This window comes from Streptomyces sp. NPDC051738, from assembly GCF_044453205.1.
Taxonomy (GTDB): Bacteria; Actinomycetota; Actinomycetes; order Streptomycetales; family Streptomycetaceae; genus Streptomyces.
In genome coordinates, this window is record NZ_JBITCM010000024.1 from 44,083 (window position 1) to 62,803 (window position 18,721).

12 protein-coding genes and 1 pseudogene are annotated in these 18,721 nt (G+C 69.7%); 5 read left to right on the forward strand and 8 right to left on the reverse strand.

Annotated elements, in window-relative coordinates:
* Nucleotides 1-28: 28 nt before the first annotated feature.
* Entirely contained in the window at nucleotides 29-1,519 is a 1,491-nt protein-coding gene (locus ACIA8X_RS39385; RefSeq protein ID WP_393462013.1) for an NAD-dependent succinate-semialdehyde dehydrogenase, read from the forward strand.
* Nucleotide 1,520: 1 nt separating this feature from the next.
* Nucleotides 1,521-2,504, forward strand: a complete 984-nt coding sequence (locus ACIA8X_RS39390; RefSeq protein ID WP_399460332.1) for a D-2-hydroxyacid dehydrogenase — start codon at nucleotides 1,521-1,523, stop codon at nucleotides 2,502-2,504.
* A gap of 145 nt (nucleotides 2,505-2,649) precedes the next feature.
* Here ACIA8X_RS39390 and ACIA8X_RS39395 read toward each other — a convergent pair whose 3' ends face one another.
* Genes ACIA8X_RS39395 through ACIA8X_RS39405 form a run of 3 tightly spaced genes read right to left on the reverse strand, consistent with a single transcriptional unit; the run spans nucleotide 2,650 to nucleotide 8,245 of the window.
* Entirely contained in the window at nucleotides 2,650-4,089 is a 1,440-nt protein-coding gene (locus tag ACIA8X_RS39395) for an NAD-dependent succinate-semialdehyde dehydrogenase (RefSeq protein ID WP_393462017.1), read from the reverse strand.
* On the reverse strand, nucleotides 4,089-6,980 hold the full coding sequence (locus tag ACIA8X_RS39400) for an FAD-binding and (Fe-S)-binding domain-containing protein (RefSeq protein WP_393462019.1): 2,892 nt from the start codon (nucleotides 6,978-6,980) through the stop codon (nucleotides 4,089-4,091). Before ACIA8X_RS39400 ends, ACIA8X_RS39395 begins: the two co-directional genes overlap by 1 nt.
* A complete protein-coding gene (locus tag ACIA8X_RS39405) occupies nucleotides 6,977-8,245 on the reverse strand; it encodes an aspartate aminotransferase family protein (protein WP_399460333.1) in 1,269 nt (422 codons plus the stop codon). Before ACIA8X_RS39405 ends, ACIA8X_RS39400 begins: the two co-directional genes overlap by 4 nt.
* Nucleotides 8,246-8,515: 270 nt before the next feature.
* On the opposite strand from ACIA8X_RS39405, the gene ACIA8X_RS39410 reads away from it, so the two are divergent.
* The gene (locus ACIA8X_RS39410; protein WP_399460334.1) at nucleotides 8,516-10,141 is read left to right on the forward strand and encodes a PucR family transcriptional regulator; all 1,626 of its coding nucleotides are present in this window, start codon (nucleotides 8,516-8,518) and stop codon (nucleotides 10,139-10,141) included.
* Between the two features lie 371 nt (nucleotides 10,142-10,512).
* On the opposite strand, the gene ACIA8X_RS39415 is transcribed toward ACIA8X_RS39410, so the two are convergent.
* Both ACIA8X_RS39415 and ACIA8X_RS39420 read right to left on the reverse strand, forming a co-directional pair.
* A complete protein-coding gene (locus ACIA8X_RS39415; RefSeq protein WP_393462025.1) occupies nucleotides 10,513-10,647 on the reverse strand; it encodes a hypothetical protein in 135 nt (44 codons plus the stop codon).
* Nucleotides 10,648-10,818: 171 nt separating this feature from the next.
* Nucleotides 10,819-12,075 carry a cytochrome P450 gene (locus ACIA8X_RS39420; RefSeq protein ID WP_393462027.1) on the reverse strand — a complete coding sequence of 419 codons (1,257 nt, stop codon included), beginning with the start codon at nucleotides 12,073-12,075 and terminating at the stop codon, nucleotides 10,819-10,821.
* A 135-nt stretch (nucleotides 12,076-12,210) separates the two neighbouring features.
* On the opposite strand from ACIA8X_RS39420, the gene ACIA8X_RS39425 reads away from it, so the two are divergent.
* Nucleotides 12,211-12,483 (forward strand): hypothetical protein, encoded by a 273-nt coding sequence (locus tag ACIA8X_RS39425; RefSeq protein ID WP_393462029.1) that lies wholly within the window; start codon nucleotides 12,211-12,213, stop codon nucleotides 12,481-12,483.
* A 177-nt stretch (nucleotides 12,484-12,660) separates the two neighbouring features.
* Here the strand turns inward: ACIA8X_RS39425 and ACIA8X_RS39430 are convergent.
* The 3 genes and pseudogenes from ACIA8X_RS39430 to ACIA8X_RS39440 all read right to left on the reverse strand — a co-directional run.
* Nucleotides 12,661-13,184 (reverse strand): annotated as a pseudogene (locus tag ACIA8X_RS39430) (phosphate ABC transporter ATP-binding protein); the annotation flags it as partial.
* Nucleotides 13,185-13,637: 453 nt separating this feature from the next.
* The gene (locus tag ACIA8X_RS39435) at nucleotides 13,638-14,939 is read right to left on the reverse strand and encodes an RICIN domain-containing protein (RefSeq protein ID WP_393462043.1); all 1,302 of its coding nucleotides are present in this window, start codon (nucleotides 14,937-14,939) and stop codon (nucleotides 13,638-13,640) included.
* Nucleotides 14,940-15,039: 100 nt separating this feature from the next.
* The gene (locus ACIA8X_RS39440; RefSeq protein ID WP_399460335.1) at nucleotides 15,040-16,470 is read right to left on the reverse strand and encodes an endo-1,4-beta-xylanase; all 1,431 of its coding nucleotides are present in this window, start codon (nucleotides 16,468-16,470) and stop codon (nucleotides 15,040-15,042) included.
* Nucleotides 16,471-17,204: 734 nt separating this feature from the next.
* Here ACIA8X_RS39440 and ACIA8X_RS39445 point away from each other — a divergent pair.
* On the forward strand, nucleotides 17,205-18,671 hold the full coding sequence (locus ACIA8X_RS39445; protein WP_399460336.1) for a non-reducing end alpha-L-arabinofuranosidase family hydrolase: 1,467 nt from the start codon (nucleotides 17,205-17,207) through the stop codon (nucleotides 18,669-18,671).
* Nucleotides 18,672-18,721: the final 50 nt, after the last annotated feature.

Sequence of the window (18,721 nt, forward strand, 5' to 3'; positions counted from 1 at the left end):
CCTCTACACATACAAGGAGATACCCACCATGACTGTCGTCCGTGATGTTCCCAAGCAGCTGTTCATCGGCGGTGGCTGGCAGGACGCCGAGTCCGGCCGGACCCTGTCCGTCGACAACCCGGCCACCGGCGAGGAACTGTGCCGGGTCGCCGACGCCTCACCCGCCGACGGCCGGCGTGCCGTCGAGGCGGCGGTCGCCGCGCAGGCCGCCTGGGCCGCCACTCCGCCCCGGGTGCGCAGCGAGATCCTGCGCCGCGCCTACGACATCATCATCGCGCGCACCGAGGACCTCGCGCTGCTGATGACCCTGGAGATGGGCAAGCCCCTGGCCGAGGCGCGTGCTGAAGTCGCCTACGCGGCGGAGTTCTTCCGCTGGTTCTCCGAGGAAGCCGTCCGTATCGACGGCGGGTTGACCACCGCCCCCGACGGCAGGAACCGCCTGCTGGTCACCCGTCAGCCCGTCGGCCCCTGTCTGCTCATCACCCCCTGGAACTTCCCTCTGGCGATGGGCACCCGCAAGATCGGCCCCGCCATCGCCGCCGGATGCACCATCGTTCTCAAACCCGCACCCCAGACCCCCCTGGCCAGCCTCGCCCTGGCGGAGATCCTCACCGAAGCGGGTCTGCCGGCCGGTGTGCTGAACATCGTCACCACCACCGACGCCGCCGGTGTCGTCGAGCCGCTGCTGCGCGGGGAGCGAAGCGAGATGGGGGTCCCCCCGGCCGGAGGCTGGGGGAAGATCCGCAAGCTCTCCTTCACCGGCTCCACCCAGGTCGGCCGGATCCTGCTGGCCCAGTGCGCCGACACCGTCATCCGCACCTCCATGGAACTGGGCGGCAACGCCCCCCTCATCGTCTTCGACGACGCCGATCTCGACGTGGCCGTCGAAGGCACCATGGTCGCCAAGATGCGCAACATGGGCGAGTCCTGCTGCGCAGCCAACCGCATCTACGTCCACACCTCGATCGCCGACGAGTTCGCCACCCGCCTCACCGCCCGCATGGCCGCCCTGACCGTCGGCGACGGCACCGAACCCGGCACCGACGTCGGCCCCCTCATCGACGCCGCCGGCCGCAGCAAGGCCCACGACCTGGTGCGGGACGCCGTCAAGCGCGGCGCCACCGTCCTGACCGGCGGTGAACTCCCCGAGGGGCCGGGCTGCTTCTACCCGCCGACCGTCCTGACCGGCATCGCCCCCGACTCCGCGATCATCGACACGGAGATCTTCGGCCCGGTCGCCGCGATCCGTACCTTCGACACCGAGGACGAGGCCATCGCCGCCGCCAACGACACCGAATTCGGCCTGGCCGCCTACCTGTTCACCCAGAACCTCGACCGCGCCCTGCGCGTCGCCGAACGCCTCGAAAGCGGCATGATCGGCCTCAACACCGGACTGGTCTCCAACCCCGCCGCCCCCTTCGGCGGCGTCAAGCAGTCCGGACTGGGCCGCGAAGGCGGACGCGTCGGCATCGACGAGTTCCTCGAATACAAGTACATCGCCGTCCCTACCGGAGCCTGACATGGCCGACCGCCTCGTCGTCCTCTACCGGGGCAACCGGCCCCCCGCCACAGGACTCATCGAGCGGCTCGCGGACACCGTCTACGCCACCGAGGAGGAACTCCCCTACCTCCTCCCCGGTGCCGACGCCCTCCTGGCCTGGGTGACCATCACCCCGGCCATCCGCGAAGCCTGGCCCGACAACCCCGAGAAGGCACCCCGCTGGGTCCACGCGTCCTCCGCGGGAGTGGACTCCTTCCTGTTCCCCGCCCTTGTGGACGATCCGGGCGTTGTCCTGACCAACGCCCGCGGGGTCTACGACCAGCCGACCGCCGAGTACGTCCTCGGCCTGATCCTCGCCCTCGCCAAGGACTTCCCCGGCACCTGGGAGCACCAGCGGCGCCGGGAGTGGCGCCCACGCCCCAGTGACGGCATCACCGGACGCACCGTGCTGGTCTGGGGCACGGGGCCGATCGGCCGGGCCACCGCCCGGCTGCTGCGGGCCGCCGGCATGCGGGTCTGCGGCGCGGGGCGCAGGGCCCGCACGGACCACCCGGACTTCGGCACGGTCCACGCCTCCGCCACCCTGCACGCAGCCCTGGCGGAGGCGGACTACGTCGTCCTGGCCGCCCCCCTCACCCAAAACACCCGGGGCATGGTCGACGCCCCCGTGCTGGCCGCGATGAAGCCGGGGGCCCGGCTGATCAACGTCGGCCGGGGCGGACTCGTCGACGAGGAGGCGCTGGTCGACCACCTCGCCGCCGGACGGCTCGCCGGCGCGGCCCTGGACGTGTTCGCCCAGGAACCGCTGCCTGCCGAATCACCCCTGTGGGACATGCCCGGCGTGATGATCTCCCCGCACACGGCGGGCGAGACCACCAGCGAGCGGGAGGCGCTCGTCGAGGTGTTCCTCGACAACCTCACCCGGCACATCGAGGGCCGGCCACTGCGCAACGTTGTGGACAAGCGGCGCGGATACGTGATCGACGAGACGCACCGCGCCTGAAGGGCGAGTACGCTGCCGTCCTCCCCGGCACGGGCAGCACCACCAGCGCGGCGGCCGGGGTCACGAGGGCGACCCCGGCCGTGCGCAGCGCCCCGTGGCCCAACCGGGCCGGAAGGTCACGGCAACCATCATTCGGCGGCGGAGATCACCGCACGGGCAAGGCGAGGTACTGGTACTCCAGGAACTCGTCGATTCCGACCCGGCCGCCCTCGCGGCCGAGCCCGGACTGCTTGACGCCGCCGAAGGGCGCGGCCGGGTTGGAGACGAGGCCGGTGTTGAGGCCGACCATGCCGACCTCAAGGCGCTCGCTGACGCGCAGTGCGCGGTCCAGGCCCTGGGTGAAGACGTAGCCGACCAGGCCCCAGGGGGTGTCGTTGGCTCGCCGGATCACCTCGTCCTCGTCGTCGAAGGTGAGGATCGCGGCGACGGGACCGAAGATCTCCGTGTCCATGAGACGGCTCTCGGGGGACACGTCCGTGAGCACGGTCGGCGGGTAGAAGCAGCCCGGACCCTCCGGCGTACGGCCACCGACGAGGACTCGGGCACCGCGCTCCACCGCGTCGGCGACCAGCGCCTCCACCTTGCCGCGCCCGGTCCTGTCGATCAGCGGGCCGACGTCGACGCCGTCCCGTGTGCCGGGGCCCACGACGAGCGCGCCCATGCGCTCGGCCAGGCGCCGCCCGAACTCCTGGGCCAGCGACCGGTGCACGAAGAAGCGGTTGGCGGCCGTGCATGCCTCGCCCATGTTGCGCATCTTGGCGATCATCGCGCCGTCCACGGCCTTGTCCAGGTCGGCGTCCTCGAAGACGATGAACGGCGCGTTGCCGCCCAGCTCCATCGAGGTCCGCACGACCGCCTCCGCGCTCTGGGCGAGGAGCAGTTGCCCGACGGCCGTGGAGCCGGTGAAGGACAGCTTGCGAATCCGCCCGCCACGCAGGAGCGGTTCGCACACCTCCCCCGCACGGGAGGTGGTGACGACGTTCAGCACGCCGTCGGGCAGCCCGGCCTCCTTGAGGATCGCGGCGAGGGCCAGGCTGGAGAGAGGGGTCTGCGGGGCCGGCTTGAGCACCATCGTGCAGCCCGCCGCGACGGCCGGCCCGATCTTGCGGGTCCCCATGGCCAACGGGAAGTTCCACGGGGTGATCAGCAGGCACGGGCCGACCGGGCGGCGGGAGAGCAGCATCCGGTTGCGGCCGTCGGGCAGGGTGCCGAAGCCGCCGTCGATGCGGACGGCCTCCTCGGAGAACCAGCGGAAGAACTCCGCCGCGTACGCCACCTCTCCCCTGGCCTCGGCCAGCGGCTTGCCCATCTCGGCCGTCATCAGGTGGGCGAGCTCGTCGGTGCGCTCGACGATGATTTCGTAGGCCCGGCGCAGGATCTCGCTGCGCACCCGGGGTGCCGTACGGGCCCACGCCTCCTGCGCCTGGACGGCCGCGTCCTCCGCGAGCCGGGCGTCCTTGGGGCCGGCGTCGGCCACGTGACACAGGACGTCGCCGGTCGCTGGGTCGTCGACGGGCATGGTGGCGCCGTCCACGGCGTCCACCCAGGCGCCGCCGATGAACAGTTGCGTGGGTGTGTCGGTCATCAGGGCTCTCCTGATCGGTCGGCGGCGGTGTCGAGCAGTTCGGCCAGGTGCAGGGCGCGGATGCCCTGGTCACCGGCGAGATGGTCGATCTGTGTGGCGCAGCTGAAGCCGTCTGCCACGACGGCTACGGGTGTGTCCTGGTCGATGCCGTCGAGGGTTGGCTTCAGCGCCAGTTCGGCGACGGCCATCGAGGTGTCGTAGTGCTGTGCCTCGAAGCCGAAGTTGCCGGCGAGTCCGCAGCAGCCCTCGGCCTCGTCGACCTTCGTCACGCCGAGGCGGCTGAGCAGGTCGCGTGGGTGGCGGCCCTTGAAGGTGGCGTACTCGTGGCAGTGGGTCTGCAGGACGACGTTGTCCGGCAGTTCGGGAGGCGTCCAGCCGGGCGCGGCGAGGTCGCTCAGGGCACCGGTGAAGGTGTGGACGCGAGCCGCGACGCGCTGGGCGGCGTCGGTGCCGAGCAGTTCGGGCACGTCACGCTTGAGGGCCGCGGCGCAGCTGGGTTCGGCCACGATGATGGGCCGGTCGTCGCCGTTGTCCAGCCGGGCGACGGTACGGGCCATCACGCGGCGGGCGATGGACAGCTGGCCGGTGCTGACCCAGGTCAGGCCGCAGCACAGGCCGTCCTGTGCCGTGCAGGGGAGGCCGGCGTCGGCGAGTACGCGGCTCGCCGCTCCCGCCACCTCGGGGCGGAAGGCGCGGGTGAAGCTGTCGACGAAGAGCAGGGCCTTCGCCGGTTCACCGGACTTCGCCGCGCGCAGGACCTTGCGCCGGGCGCGCCGGGAGGCGAAGGCCGGGATCCGGCGCTTCGTGGTCACGCCGCCGAGCCGGGCGAGCAGCTTGCCGACCGGTCCACGCAGCAGCGCGTTGAGCGGGCGGGCGGCGAATCCGGCGAGTGCGGAGGTCAAGGGCAGCCAGCCGAGGGAGTAGTGGGAGCGGGGCCGGAGCCTGCCCTTGTAGTGGTGGTGCAGGAACTCCGCCTTGTACGTGGCCATGTCCACGCCGACCGGGCAGTCGCTGGAACAGGCCTTGCAGGACAGGCACAGGTCGAGCGCGTCACGCACCTCGGTCGAGCGCCAGCCGTCCTCCACCAGCTCGCCCCGCACCATCTCCTGGAGCAGGCGGGACCGGCCCCGCGTGGAGTCGTTCTCCTCGCCCGTGGCCCGGTAGCTGGGACACATCACGCCGCCCGCGTCGCTACGGCAGCGGCCGACACCGACGCAGCGGCGTACCGAGCCCGCGAAGCCGTCCTCGTCGTGCGGGAAGGAGAAGAGGGTCTCGACGGGCAGCACGTCAGCGGGCGTGTGCAGCGCCAGATCGGCGTCGAGCCGGGCCGGTGCCACGATGATGCCCGGGTTGAGCAGTCCCTCGGGGTCGAAGATCTCCTTGAAGGCGGCGAACGCGCGGATCAGCCCGTGGCTGTACATGACCTCCAGCAGCTCGCTGCGGGCCCGCCCGTCGCCGTGTTCACCCGACAGGGTGCCGCCGTGGCCGACGACCAGGGCGGCCGCCTCGCTCAGGAAGCGGCGGGCGGAGCTGCGTCCGTCGGCGGTGGCGAAGTCGAAGTCGATGCGCACATGGACGCAGCCCGCGCCGAAGTGCCCGTAGAGCACGCCGGTCAGGCCGTGGTCGACCAGCAGCTTGCGGAAGTCGCGCAGGTAGGCGGCCAGGTTCGCGGGCGCGACCGCCGCGTCCTCCCAGCCGGGCCATGACTCCCCGCCGTCCACCAGGCGGGCGGCGAGCCCGGCACCGTCCTCACGGACCCGCCACAGCGCACGCCGTTCGGCCGCGCTCTGCACGACGCGCCCGCCGGTCATGCGGCCCCGGGTCTTGAGCACGTCCAGCAGTTCGGCGGCGCGGGCGTCGACCCCGTCCTGGTCGTCACCGTCGAGCTCGACGTACAGCCAGGCCCGCCCGTCGGGCAGTCCGGTGACGGAGTCGGGACCACGCCGGGCACGCATGGTGGCGACGATCGCCTCGTCCATGCCCTCCACGGCGGTGGGATTCCAGCGCAGGATCTCCGGCACGTCCTCGGCCGCGTCGACCACGTCGTCGTAGCCGAGCGTCAGCAGGGTGGAAGCCTGTGCGGTCGCCACCAGGCGGACCGTCGCTGCGGTGACGACCGCACAGGAGCCCTCGGTGCCCACCAGGGCACGTGCCATGTCGAAGCCGTGCTCGGGCAGCAGGTGGTGCAGTTGGTAACCGGAGACCTGGCGCGCAATACGGCCCTGCTCGGTGCGGATCGGCGCCAGGTTGGCGTCGATCAGGCGGCGCACATCCGCTTCGAGGCGGGCGACACGCCGGCCGGCGTCCGTGTCGTTCGGGTCGGCCGCGCGCAGGCCGGTGCGGTCGGCGACGGCCCGCACTCCGTCGGCCGTCACGATCTCCAGCGCCTCGATGTGGCTGCTGGTACGCCCGTGCCGCACCGACCGGTTGCCGCACGCGTCGTTGCCGATCATGCCGCCGAGGGTGCAGCGGCTGTGCGAGGAGGGGTCGGGTCCGAAGGTGAGCCCGTGCACGGCGGTCGCGCTGCGCAGCGCGTCGAGGATCGTTCCTGCCTCGACGCGGGCGGTGCGCGTGATCGGATCGATGTCCAGGATCCGGTTCATGTACCGGGAGAAGTCCAGGACGACACCCGGACCGACCGCGTTGCCGGACAGGCTGGTGCCGCCGCCGCGCGCTGTGACCGGGACGCCCGTCTCACGACAGGCGCGCAGCACCGCGACCACGTCGTCGGCATCGCGGGGGAAGACCACGGCCCGCGGGGGGACCCGGTAGTTGGAGGCGTCGTAGGCGTAGAGGCCGGTGGAGCCCGGTCCGGTCTCCACCCGCAGGCCGGGAGCGGTCTCGGTGAGCCGCGCGACCAGCGGCTCCAGGGCCGTGGTGGTGTCCGTCATCGCCCTGCCGCTCCCGATGTGCCGACCTCGACCGCGGTCGCCCACGCGTGGAGGCCCTCGTCCACCGCCGTCTCGTCGATGACGAGCGCCGGGATCATGCGTACGACCTGGTTCCAGGCGCCGCACAGCAGCAGGAGCAGCCCCTGGTCCACCGCCGCACGTTGCACGCGGGCGGCGGTCTCGGGGTCGGGGCTGCCGTCCTCGGTGACGAATTCGGTGGCCAGCATGAGGCCGAGGCCGCGGACGTCGCCGATGCCCGGCGTCCGGTCGGCCACCGCCTCCAGGCCCTGGCGCAGCCGCTTGCCCATCGCCTCGGCGTTCTCGACCAGCTTCTCGTCGCGTACGACGTCCAGGGTCGCGCAGGCCGCGGCGCAGGCGACGGCGTTGGCGCCGTACGTGCCGCCCTGCGAGCCGGGCCACGCCTTGGTCATCAGCTCCTCGGAGGCGGCGATGCCGGACAGCGGGAAGCCGCTGGCCAGTCCCTTGGCGGTGACGAGGATGTCGGGCGTGACACCGAAGTGGTCGTGACCCCAGAAGCGGCCGGTGCGGCCGACGCCCGTCTGCACCTCGTCGAGGATCAGCAGGAAGCCGTGGCGGTCCGCCCGCTCTCGCAGCCCCTCCAGGAAGGCCCGGGTGGCGGGCACGTACCCACCCTCGCCGAGTACGGGCTCGACGATGATCGCGGCCGTGTCGGCGGGCGAGGAGATCGTCTGGAGCGTGTAATCGAGCTCCTTCAGGGCGAAGCGGGTCGCGGTCTCCTCGTCCCAGCCGTAGCGGTGGGCCGACGGGAAGGGGGTGACGACGACCCCGCTCATCAGCGGGGAGAAGCCGGAGCGGAAGCGGGTGCCGGAGGTCGTCATGGCGGCGGCGGCCACCGTACGGCCGTGGAAGCCGCCGTGGCAGACGACGATGTTGGGGCGGCCGGTGGCCTGGCGGGCCAGCCGCAGCGCGGCCTCCACCGCCTCGCTGCCGGAGTTGGTGAAGAACAGGCTGTCCAGACCGGCCGGCAGCACCTCGCCGAGCTTGTCGACCAGCCGACGCAGCGGCTCGTGCATGACCGTCGTGTACTGGCCGTGGATCAGCGTGCCCACCTGCTCCTGCGCCGCCGCGACGACCTTGGGGTGGCAGTGCCCGGTGCTGGTGACGCCGATGCCGGCGGTGAAGTCCAGATAGCGGCGGCCGTCCTGGTCATAGAGGTGGACACCCTCGCCCCGGGCCGCCACCACGGGCGTGGCCTGGCGAAGGTGCGGCGACAGTGCGGTCATGTTCGTCTCCCGGCCTCGGTTCGGTCTGCTGCGGTCTCCCGAGCATCTCGGCGGACCAGGGCCGCGCCAACGCACGATCTGTCCGGCCTGGACGCGATATCCGGACGTTGTGTCAGCCCCCCTCCCCCTGCACGGGATCATGCCGGGTGCCGTTCCCCCACGGATCGCTCACGGATCGCTCTTGCGCAGGTCAGCGACGCTTGTCAGAGTGGCCGGGCACTCCCCCGAGCTCTCGGCTCAGCTCGAGCAGGGGACCCCCAGGGAGACACCGTGAACGACAACCACCCGGCCGGCCAAGGGCCCACCCGTCCGTTCACCGTGGCCGACGTCCTGGCCCTTCCCGTCCTGGCCGCCGGACAGCCCCAGGTGGTCACCGGCGTGACCCACCTGGACCGGCCGGTCAGGTGGGTCCACATCACCGAACTGACCGACCCCGCTTCCTTCCTCAAGGGCGGCGAACTCGTCCTCACCACCGGTATGCCGCTGCCGGAGGACGCGGTCGGCGTGCGCCGATACGTCGACGAACTCGCCGACATCGGGGCGGCGGCGCTGGTCATCGAACTCGTACGGCGCTATCACCGCCCGCCGGACGCGCTCGTAGACGCCTGCCGCCTGCGCGGCCTGCCCCTCGTCACCCTGGCCAAGGACGTCAACTTCCTTGAGGTCACCCAGGTCGTGCACGCGCTCCTGCTCGGCAACCAGGCGGAGGCGATGCGCCGCACGCAGCACATCCATGAGGCGTTCACCGCCTTGACGCTGCGGGGCGCCGGGCCGCAGGACGTGGTGCGCGCGGCGGCGGAGATGAGTGGGCGCACGGTCGTGCTGGAGAACCTGGTGCACCAGGCACTGATCTGCGAACCCTCCGGCACCACGGTGGAGAAGGCACTCACCGCCTGGGAACGGCGCTCCAGGGCAACCGGGCCCGGCGACAGTACGGCGACACGCGGCCCGGAGAACTGGCTCACCACACCCGTCGAGTACCAGGGCGAACGCTGGGGCCGCGTGGCCATGCTCCCGTCCCGCACGGAGGAACCCGCCTTCGGGCCCGAGGACATCACCGTCCTGGAGCGAACGGCGATGGCCCTGACCGTCGCCCGTCTCATCCACCCCACACCGTGGGAACACACCGCACACCGCAACGCCCTGCGCGACCTGGCCGAACAGCGCCACCGCTCCCCGGCGGACGCCCGCACCCGCTGCGCCGCGCTGGGCCTGCCCGCCCAGGGCGGCACCTTCGTCGGGGTCCTCGTGGATCTCCGTACCGGGGAGGGGGAAGCCGAGCCCGAGACCCGCCTGCTGCAGGAGCTTCGCACGGCAGGCATCCCGGCCCTCGTCGGCGAACTGTCCCCCGGCCGCCTCGGTATCCTGCTGGCTCTGCGCGCCTCCCAACTCTGGCGCCCCGTCGTCGAACGCCTGGCCGGCACCGCGCTGGGCATGGCCCCGCAGGCAGTCGTGAGTGTCGGCTCCGAGGTCACGGAGCTCTTCGACACCGCCCGCTCCTTCCGCGAGGCGGCCCACGTCACCGAGGCCACCCCGCCCGGCCAGCCACTCCCCCCGGACCGCTCCTTCCACGAGCTGTCCGACATCGGTCTCCGCCGGCTGCTGCACGCCCTCCGCGAGGACACCCGGATCCAGGAGTACACCGAACGGCAGCTCGGGCGACTCATCGACCACGACACCCAGCACGGCACCGACCTGCTGACGACCCTGCGGCACTACCTCGACGCGGCCGGCAACAAGACCACCGCGGCCCGCCGGGGCGGCCTCTCCCGCGAAACCATGTACCAACGCCTGCGCACCATCGAGCGCCTCCTCGCCCGTGACCTCGAGTCCGGCGAACAACGCACCGAACTTCATGTGGCCCTTTCGGTATTCGATGTAGTGCGAACCCACTGACGAAGGACGAAGAAGGACCTGCAGTGGGTCCGCGAGCGCAGAGCCCGTCGGTACGTGGCCTGAGCCTCGCCCACCGGCCGGCCCTGCGCTGCAGCACGGACCGCGCCCGGAGGCGATCCGACGTGATCACCAGAGCAAGGAGGCTCAGTCCTCGTAGCGCAACTCGGTCGTCGCGCGCCCCGCGGTGTGGGTGTGCACGGTGCCGCCGGGACCACCGATCCGCAGCCGCCAGGGGTGCGGACTGTCGGTCGTGACGTGGAGGCGGTCTCCTCGCGGCGGACGCCGAAGCGGGCCGTCTCGCCGGGGCGGGCCAGCAACGGCAGGGTGAGGAAGTCGTGCTGCTCGCGTACCCAGCGGGGCCGGCCTGGCCCTCAAACACCGCCTCGCCCCCTACCTCCAGCACGCCGCACCTGGTGCACGGCCAGGCCGGTGAGGTAGGCCACCGGCTGGTCGTGGCTGAGCAGGAGGCCGATGAGGAGGGCGGCGCCACCCTGGTTGATGTCCACCGCCCACAGGGCGTCCTCGCACAGCGCGAGTACACGTCTGCGATCAGCTCCAGCAGGGCCAGTTCGTCGTTGAAGACTCTGCGTGAGAGGAGGCGTTCGCCGCGTTCGTCGAAGCTAAGACCTTTCCGTGGAGGGTTGCGCCCTCTCCGGGTTGCGCCCTCTCCCTCGAGCTCAGGTCGCCAGGGCCTGCGTACTGGTGTCGTGATTGTCCGAGGACGGGGTGAAGGCGATGTCCAGGCTGGTCAGACCCCGGAAGTTGAGGCTGCGCTGCCAGCGCGGCGAGGTGCCGTCGAGCCTCCAGTCGGGCAGGCGGGTGAGCAGTGCCTCCAGAACGACGGCGCCCTCCAGCCGGGCCAGCGCTGCGCCGAGGCAGAAGTGCGGCCCGTAGCCGAAGGCGACGTGTCGCCCACCAGGACGCTGGAAGTCCAGCCGGTCAGGGTCGGGGAAGGCCACCGGATCCCGGTTGGCGGCACCACACACCAGGAGCACCGCCTGTCCGGCGGTGATGGAGCGGCCTGCGAGGTCGAGGTCGTGCCGCGCACGGCGCAGCATCAGCTGCACCGGGCTGTCGTAGCGCAGGAGTTCCTCGACGGCGGCGGGGATCAGGTCCGCCCGGCTGCGCAGTTGGTCGGCGGCCTGCGGGTGACGCAGGAGGGCGAGGACGGAGTTGCCGATGAAGTGGGTGGTGGTCTCATGGCCGGCGATCAGGAGCAGGGCGCAGTTGGCGAGGAGTTCGTCGAAGTCCTGGTCGGCGTTCTCGGTTCCGGTGGCCAGCAGCGCGCGCAGGGTGTGGGGCGCGGGCGGGCCGTCCTTGCGGGTGAGGAGTTCCCGGAGGTAGGCGAGCATCTGTTGCATGCTCTGCGAGGCGGCTCGGCTGTCGTCGGCGTCCAGCCGGGAACTACCGATGGCTGCGGCGACCGGGTCTGACCAGGAGGACAGAGCGGGTCGGTCCTGTTCCGGCACCCCCAGGAGGTCGCAGATGACAGCCAGGGGCAGTGGGCGAGCCAGGTCAGCGACGATGTCCAACCGGCCGGTCGGCGCTGCGGCGGTGATGATCTGGTCGACTGCGTCGGAGATCCGGTCGCGTAGCGTCGCCACGGCCCGGGGGGTGAAGGCTCTGCTGAGCAGGGAGCGCAGCCGGGCGTGGTCAGGGGCGTCGCTGTAGAGCATCTGCCGGCTCAGGACCCGGGCCAGTGGCCGTAGTTCCTCGGAGACCGCCTCGATGTCCGGATAGCGCACCGAGGAGAAGCGTGGATCACTTGCCGTGCTGCTGACCACTGCATAACTGGTCGCGACCCAGGCGTCCAAGTGGCGATCCCAGTAGAGGTCGTCAGCGTTTCGAAGTTCCCGGTAGAAGCCGTAGAGCCTGTCCTGGTTGCGGGGCCTCAGCGCGGACAGTAGCGACACGGGTGTTGCGTGAGTCTGCACCGCCGCAAGGTAGCACCACAAGAGCATTTCATTGCCCGCAAAAATGGTCGTCCGATCAACCCATCGGGCGTTGTCACATTGTTGGTGCGTACGGCCTGACGGTGTGTCGAGGAATGGTCCAGTCCCGCCCTGGGCATGGCCGACATCACCATCGCCTCGGCGGCACTTGCCCAGCCCAGGGGCATCCCGGCGGATCTACCCATCTGCTTCCTGGCCGGGGATCACGATCCGCTGAACGCCGAGCTCTCGCTCAGCAAGCTGCTTGTCGAACGCTACGGCGAGGCCGACCTCGCCGTAGCGACCCATCTCAGTTATCCCGAAGCCCGCCACGAACTGTTCCACGAGACCAACAAACAGGAGATCGTCAGCGACCTGCCGGCCTGGCTGAACCGCGTCCTCGCCCGCTGACCCCGGCGCTGGGGACAGCGCCCCCAAGACCGCGAACGGTTGTGGGGCGGACGGCTGCCAGGCAGCACGCCCTCATGCAGGTTGACCACCCAGGGCCTCGACCCCGTCGAAGCACCCGCCGACGAGATCGCCGACGCACCGGTAGCCCTCACCGTAACCGGCGGGCAACGGCATCGGTCAGCCGAAGCTGCCGGTGATGTAGTCCTCCGTGCGTTTGTCGGCTGGATTCTCGAAGATCTTCTCGGTGGTGTCGTACTCGACGAGCCGCCCGTGCCGTACGCCGTTGTCGTCGACGTCGGCGGTGAAGAAGGCGGTGTAGTCGGAGATACGGGCCGCCTGCTGCATGTTGTGCGTGACGATGACGATGGTGTACTCGCTGGCCAGCCCCGCCATCAGGTCCTCGATGCGGGCGGTGGCGATCGGGTCGAGCGCCGAGCAGGGTTCGTCCATCAGGATCACGTCCGGCCGGACCGCGATGGCGCGGGCGACAGCGCCTCCTCGACCAGGTCGTCGAGGTTGGCCTTCACGCCGTTGACCCGTAGGCCGTAGGCGATGTTGTCGTAGATCGACTTGGGGAACGGGTTCGGCTTCTGGAACACCATGCCGATCCGGCGGCGCACCTCGATGGGGTCGACGTCGGCGTCGTAGAGGTTCTCCCCGTGATAAGCGACCTTGCCAAGTGCAGGTGGAGCGGGTGGGACCGCACCTCGGCACTCCCACAGTACACAGAGACGAAACTGCAGGTCACAGCCACGCAAGCGTCATCCTGGACCTGTACGAAGCGGAGTTCGCTGCACCACCGCGCCACCCTCAAACTGTTTCTGCTGGATACTGGGGCACAGTCTGGCCAACGTTTCCGAGACCAAGATCCGGACCATTCGCGGGCCAGCGACCTGTCACACATCCCAACCTGGCCTCGTTTTTGATGGTCAACGACGTGCCAGCCCTGTACCACCAGCAGACGAAGAACATTCTTCGTTCTTACAGCCCTAGGAAGCTTGGGTTCTTCCAGAGCTCACAGTCGGTTGCCTGGAGGCCCGTTGCGCTTCAGGTAACCCACGCAGAAGAAAAGACCTCTCCGTCCTTCAATCTGGGACAGACATCGACGGAGTGGAGCCAGGATCATCCTGGCTCCACTCCGTGGTGCGGGCGTGTCACTGGAACTGTGCGAAGAACCTCCAGATCTCAGCTTTGGTCCAGGTGGTGACGCCGCTTTCGCCGGAGGAGCCGTCGACCGGACCGGGTATGTGGCCTCCGTCGAACGCGGCCCATTGGACCGGGTATCCGGCACGGCAGCCCGAGTAGGTGGTGGTGATGTGCGTTCGGCTGCCCGGCGCGGGCTCGCGCGGGCTCTGGGGGGTGCAGCCGTTGTTGCTGACGAATTTGTCGCGCAGGGACCGTCCTTGCGCGATGTCGAGGACGGAGTCGCTGGTGCCGTGGATTCCGAAGTAGGCGATGGGCTGGGTGCCGCCGCTGCACCCGCTGATCTGGGCGCCGGACATGACCGCGACGGCCCGGAAGACGTTCGCCCGGCTGCATGCGAGTGCGTAGCTCATACCGCCGCCCCAGCTGAATCCCGTGGCGAAACGCTGCGCCGGGTTGACACAGAGGCCGCCCTCGATTCGCCGGATCATGTCGTCGACGAAGGTGATGTCCTCACCGCCCGAATTGGCCCAGCCGTTGCCGAGGCCCTGGGGGGCGACGAGGATCGCGTCGTTGTTCGACTGTTCCTGTTGGCCGTAGTAGGACCAGGCGTTCCCGCTCGTGCCGCCCGAGGCGACGTCGCCGGCGGTTCCGCCCCGCCAGTGGAACGCGAAGATCAGCCGGTAGCGGTGGCTGTTGTCGTAGTTGGCGGGAACCCTGAGGATGAAGCTGCGGCTCTTGCCGCCGCTCTGAATCGTGTGCGTACCGCTCGCCAGAGTCGGGGCGCTGCCGCATCCACCGCCGCCACCGGACGACAGCTTGATCATCTGCCATTGCTGGTTGGCGCCGCCCCAGTCGGAGTACTGGACGACGTTGCCGCCGTCGGCGGTGGAGGCGCCCTGCACCTCCACCGCCTTGCTGCTGGTGCGGTTGATCAGGCGGACGTGGCCCGCGTCGGAGTCGGCCAGGCGGAACTGCTGGTTGGCCCCGTTGTGGTCGGCCCACTGCTGGATCGCGGCACCGTCCGCGGTCGAGGCGCCGGCCACGTCGAGAACCTTGCCCGAATGCCGGGCCTTGAGGCGGTAGAAGCCGCCATCGGAGTCCACGAACTGCCACTGCTGGTTGGCTCCGTCGCTGCGCGTCCACTGGCTGACCCGCGCCCCGTCGGCGGTGGATGCGCCAGAGATGTCCAGCGCCTTGCCGCTGTTGCGATTGACCAGGACGTACCAGGCATTGGTGTCCACCGTCGCCGCCTCGGCGGGCGCCGGATTCACCGCGGCGAGCATGCCGATCGCGAGGGTCGCCGCCACCACGGCGGCGACCCGGCACCACCAGCGAAGTCTGCGTGGAGGGGCGGGGGAAGCCGCACCGTAGGTCTTCATCGACTCACCCTTTCGTCTGTGGCAGGTCCCATCAGGTGCGGGTCCAGCGTTGGTTGCTGCCGTTCGAGCAGGAGTAGAGCTGGATCAGGGTGCCGTTGGCGGTGCCGCCTGCGACGGCGTCGAGGCAGAGGCCGGACTGGACGCCGACGATGGATCCGTCGGAGTCGAGGCGCCATTTCTGGTTGTCGCCGCCCCAGCAGCTGTAGATCTGGACTTTGGTGCCGTTGCCGGTGCCGGCGGCGTCCAGGCACTTGTTGCCGTAGACCCTGAGCTCACCGGCGGCGGTGTACGTCCACTGCTGGTTGGTGCCGTTGTGGCAGTCCCACAGGTTGAGCTGGGTGCCGTCGGTGGTACTGGTGCCGGGCACGTCCAGGCAGCGGCCCGAACCGACGCCCTTGATCGGTCCGGAATCCGAAGGGGGCGTGGAGGAGCCGCCGTTGAGCGCGTTGAGGACGGCGGTGTAGGCGGGCTTCTTGCTCCCGTCGCCGTTGAACAGCAGCGGCGTGTGCTCCGGACGCCAGGAGTCGGTGTCGCGCACACCCCAGACGGTGATGCCGAGGCAGCGCGGGACGGCCAGGCAGTCGTTGGTCACGTTGGCGTAGGTCGTGGCCGGGGCGCCCTGGATGTCGAGTTCGGTGATGGCCACGTCGACGCCGAGGGCGGCGAAGTTCTGCAGGGTGGTGCGGAAGTTGCTGTTGTAGGGGCTGCCGCTGTTGAAGTGCGACTGGAAGCCGACGCAGTCGATCGGCACGCCGCGCTGCTTGAAGTCTCGGACCATGGCGTACATGGCCTGGGTCTTGGCCCAGGTCCAGTCCTCGACGTTGTAGTCGTTGTAGCAGAGCTTGGCGGCCGGGTCGGCGGCGCGCGCGGTGCGGAAGGCGACCTCGATCCAGTCGTTGCCGGTGCGTTGCAGGTTGGAGTCGCGCCGGGCTCCCGAACTGCCGTCGGCGAAGGCCTCGTTCACGACGTCCCACTGGGCGATCTTGCCCTTGTAGTGGGCCATCACGCCGTTGATGTGGCCGATCATCGCCTGGCGCAGCGTGCTGCCGCTGAGGCTCTGCATCCAGCCGGGCTGCTGGGAGTGCCAGGCCAGGGTGTGGCCGCGCACCTGCTTGCCGTTCTGCACCGCCCAGTTGTAGACGCGGTCACCGGCGGTGAAGTTGAACTGGCCCCGCTGCGGTTCGGTGGCGTCGATCTTCATCTCGTTCTCGGCCGTCACCGAGTTGAACTCACGGCCCGCGATCGTCGTGTACGCCGAGTCGCCCAGCCTGCCCGAGGCGATGGCGGTGCCGAAGTAGCGGCCGCTCTGTGCCGCCGCGGCGCCGAGCGTGTTCTCGGCGGCGTGTGCGGTCGGCGGCGCGACCAGTGCGGCGACCGTACCGAGGACGCCGACGACCAGCGCCAGCAGCAGGCCGCGGATCTTGCGGCGGACAACGGGTCTGGGGAGGGCATACGAGCCCATGACTGTGCCTCCAAGGTAGAAATCACGGAAGGACTGAAGCGCAGGGGAATGCGTCATCCGCTCCCACTCGGCAGACGGACGGGGCGGGCCGGAACCCGGGCAGCACGGAATCACCGGACAGCCGGCGGCGGTGTTTCGACACAGGCATGGGGGTACTCCATCGCGGCTCAGCCGGGGGACCGCCACGCGGCGTCGCGTACCTCTCCAACTGCGCGAAGAGCCAGGATGCGCTGGTGCGAATCTCACCGGAACGAAACGGGGTGGCGCAGGTGCTTTGGTGCGCGGATCTGTCGTGCAGCTGTGCGTGGATCTGCCGTGCAGGACAGATTGCTCAGGGCCGACGTGGTTCGATATCTCGAACCATGCCCGGCCCTCAGACAGGGAGATTGAGGTATTGACGATGAATGGTCAATACTCCCCGCCAAGATAAGTTTCGGCCCCTCGTCCGAAACATTCGGTATCACGGAGAGCTGGACGGCGAACCCGGCGCCGCCGTCGGCGGAGCTCGTAGGGCCAGGGCAAGGGCCGGGACGAATGTGCGGACGCCGCTTAGGGGAGGCGCTGTTTGTGGACAGATCGGCGACAGGCCTTGACCAGAGGGCTCCGCATTCCTAGCTTGTGCCGTCGAAGCATCCGGGAATTCTTCGAATGTTTCGAGATTTTCCCTGCCCTCGGCACGTCCGCCCCGCGGTTCATCGGGGTCACCTCACCCCCGCCCCCAAGGAGGCCCTCTGATGTGGTTTCGCCACCCGTCCCCGGTCCGCCCAAGACGCTTACTCGCCGTCCTTGCGCCCTTGCTGCTCGTGGCTACCTTCCTCGGCGCCGGGCCCGCCGCCGCGGCGACCGTAGACCCCAACGCCTCGTATGTGCTGGTCAACCGCAACAGCGGCAAGGCCCTGGACGTCTACAACATGGCGACCAACGACGGCGCCCGCATCACCCAGTGGACCAGGAACGATCAGAACCAGCAGCAGTGGCAGTTCGTCGATTCCGGGGGCGGCTACTACCGCATCAAGTCCCGCCACTCGGGCAAGGTGCTGGACGTCCACAACTGGTCCACCGCGAACGGCGGCTCGATCGTCCAGTGGGCCGACCTGAACGGCACCAACCAGCAGTGGCGGCTGGCCGACAGCTCGGACGGCTACGTGAGGTTCATCTCGCGCCACAGCAACAAGGCCCTCGAAATACAAGGCGCCTCCACCGCCGACAACGCGAACACCGTCCAGTACGACGACTGGGGCGGCACCAACCAGCAGTGGCAGCTCGTCAAGGTCGGCGGCGACAACCCCGGCCCGTGCGATCTTCCGTCGACATACCGCTGGGCATCAACGGGCGCACTGGCGCAGCCCAAGCCTGGGTGGGTCTCGCTCAAGGACTTCACCGTCGTCCCCTACAACGGCAGGCAACTCGTCTATGCGACGACGCACGACACTGGGACGAGTTGGGGTTCGATGAACTTCGGCCTGTTCACCAATTGGTCGGAGATGGCCTCGGCCAGCCAGAACACGATGTCAGCTTCCACCGTCGCGCCCACGCTCTTCTACTTCGCACCGAAGAACATCTGGGTGCTCGCCTACCAGTGGGGCGGGACCGCCTTCTCCTACCGGACGTCGAGCGACCCGACCAACCCGAATGGCTGGTCATCCCAGCAGGTGCTCTCCACCGCCACCATCAGCGACTCCGGAACAGGACCCATCGACCAGACGCTCATCGGTGACGGGACGAACATGTACCTGTTCTTCGCCGGTGACAACGGCAAGATCTACCGGGCCAGTATGCCGATCGGGAACTTCCCGGGCAGCTTCGGCACGACCTCGACAGTGATCATGAGCGATACGACGAACAACCTGTTCGAGGCCCCGCAGGTTTACAAGCTACAGGGCCAGAACCGCTACCTCATGATCGTCGAGGCGATCGGCTCGCAGGGCCGCTACTTCCGCTCGTTCACGGCCACCAGTCTGAACGGCTCATGGACACCCCAGGCCGCGACCGAGAGCAATCCCTTCGCCGGCAAGGCCAACAGTGGCGCCACCTGGACCAACGACATCAGCCATGGCGAACTGATCCGCACCAGCGCCGATCAGACCATGACCGTCGATCCCTGCAATCTGCAGTTGCTCTACCAGGGGCGCAGCCCCAACTCCGGCGGCGACTACGGCCTCCTGCCCTACCGTCCGGGTCTGCTGACACTGCAGCGCTGACGGCGTGGCACGAGTCCGGCTCCGGTATGGAGCCGGCGTGGCGGGCTCGG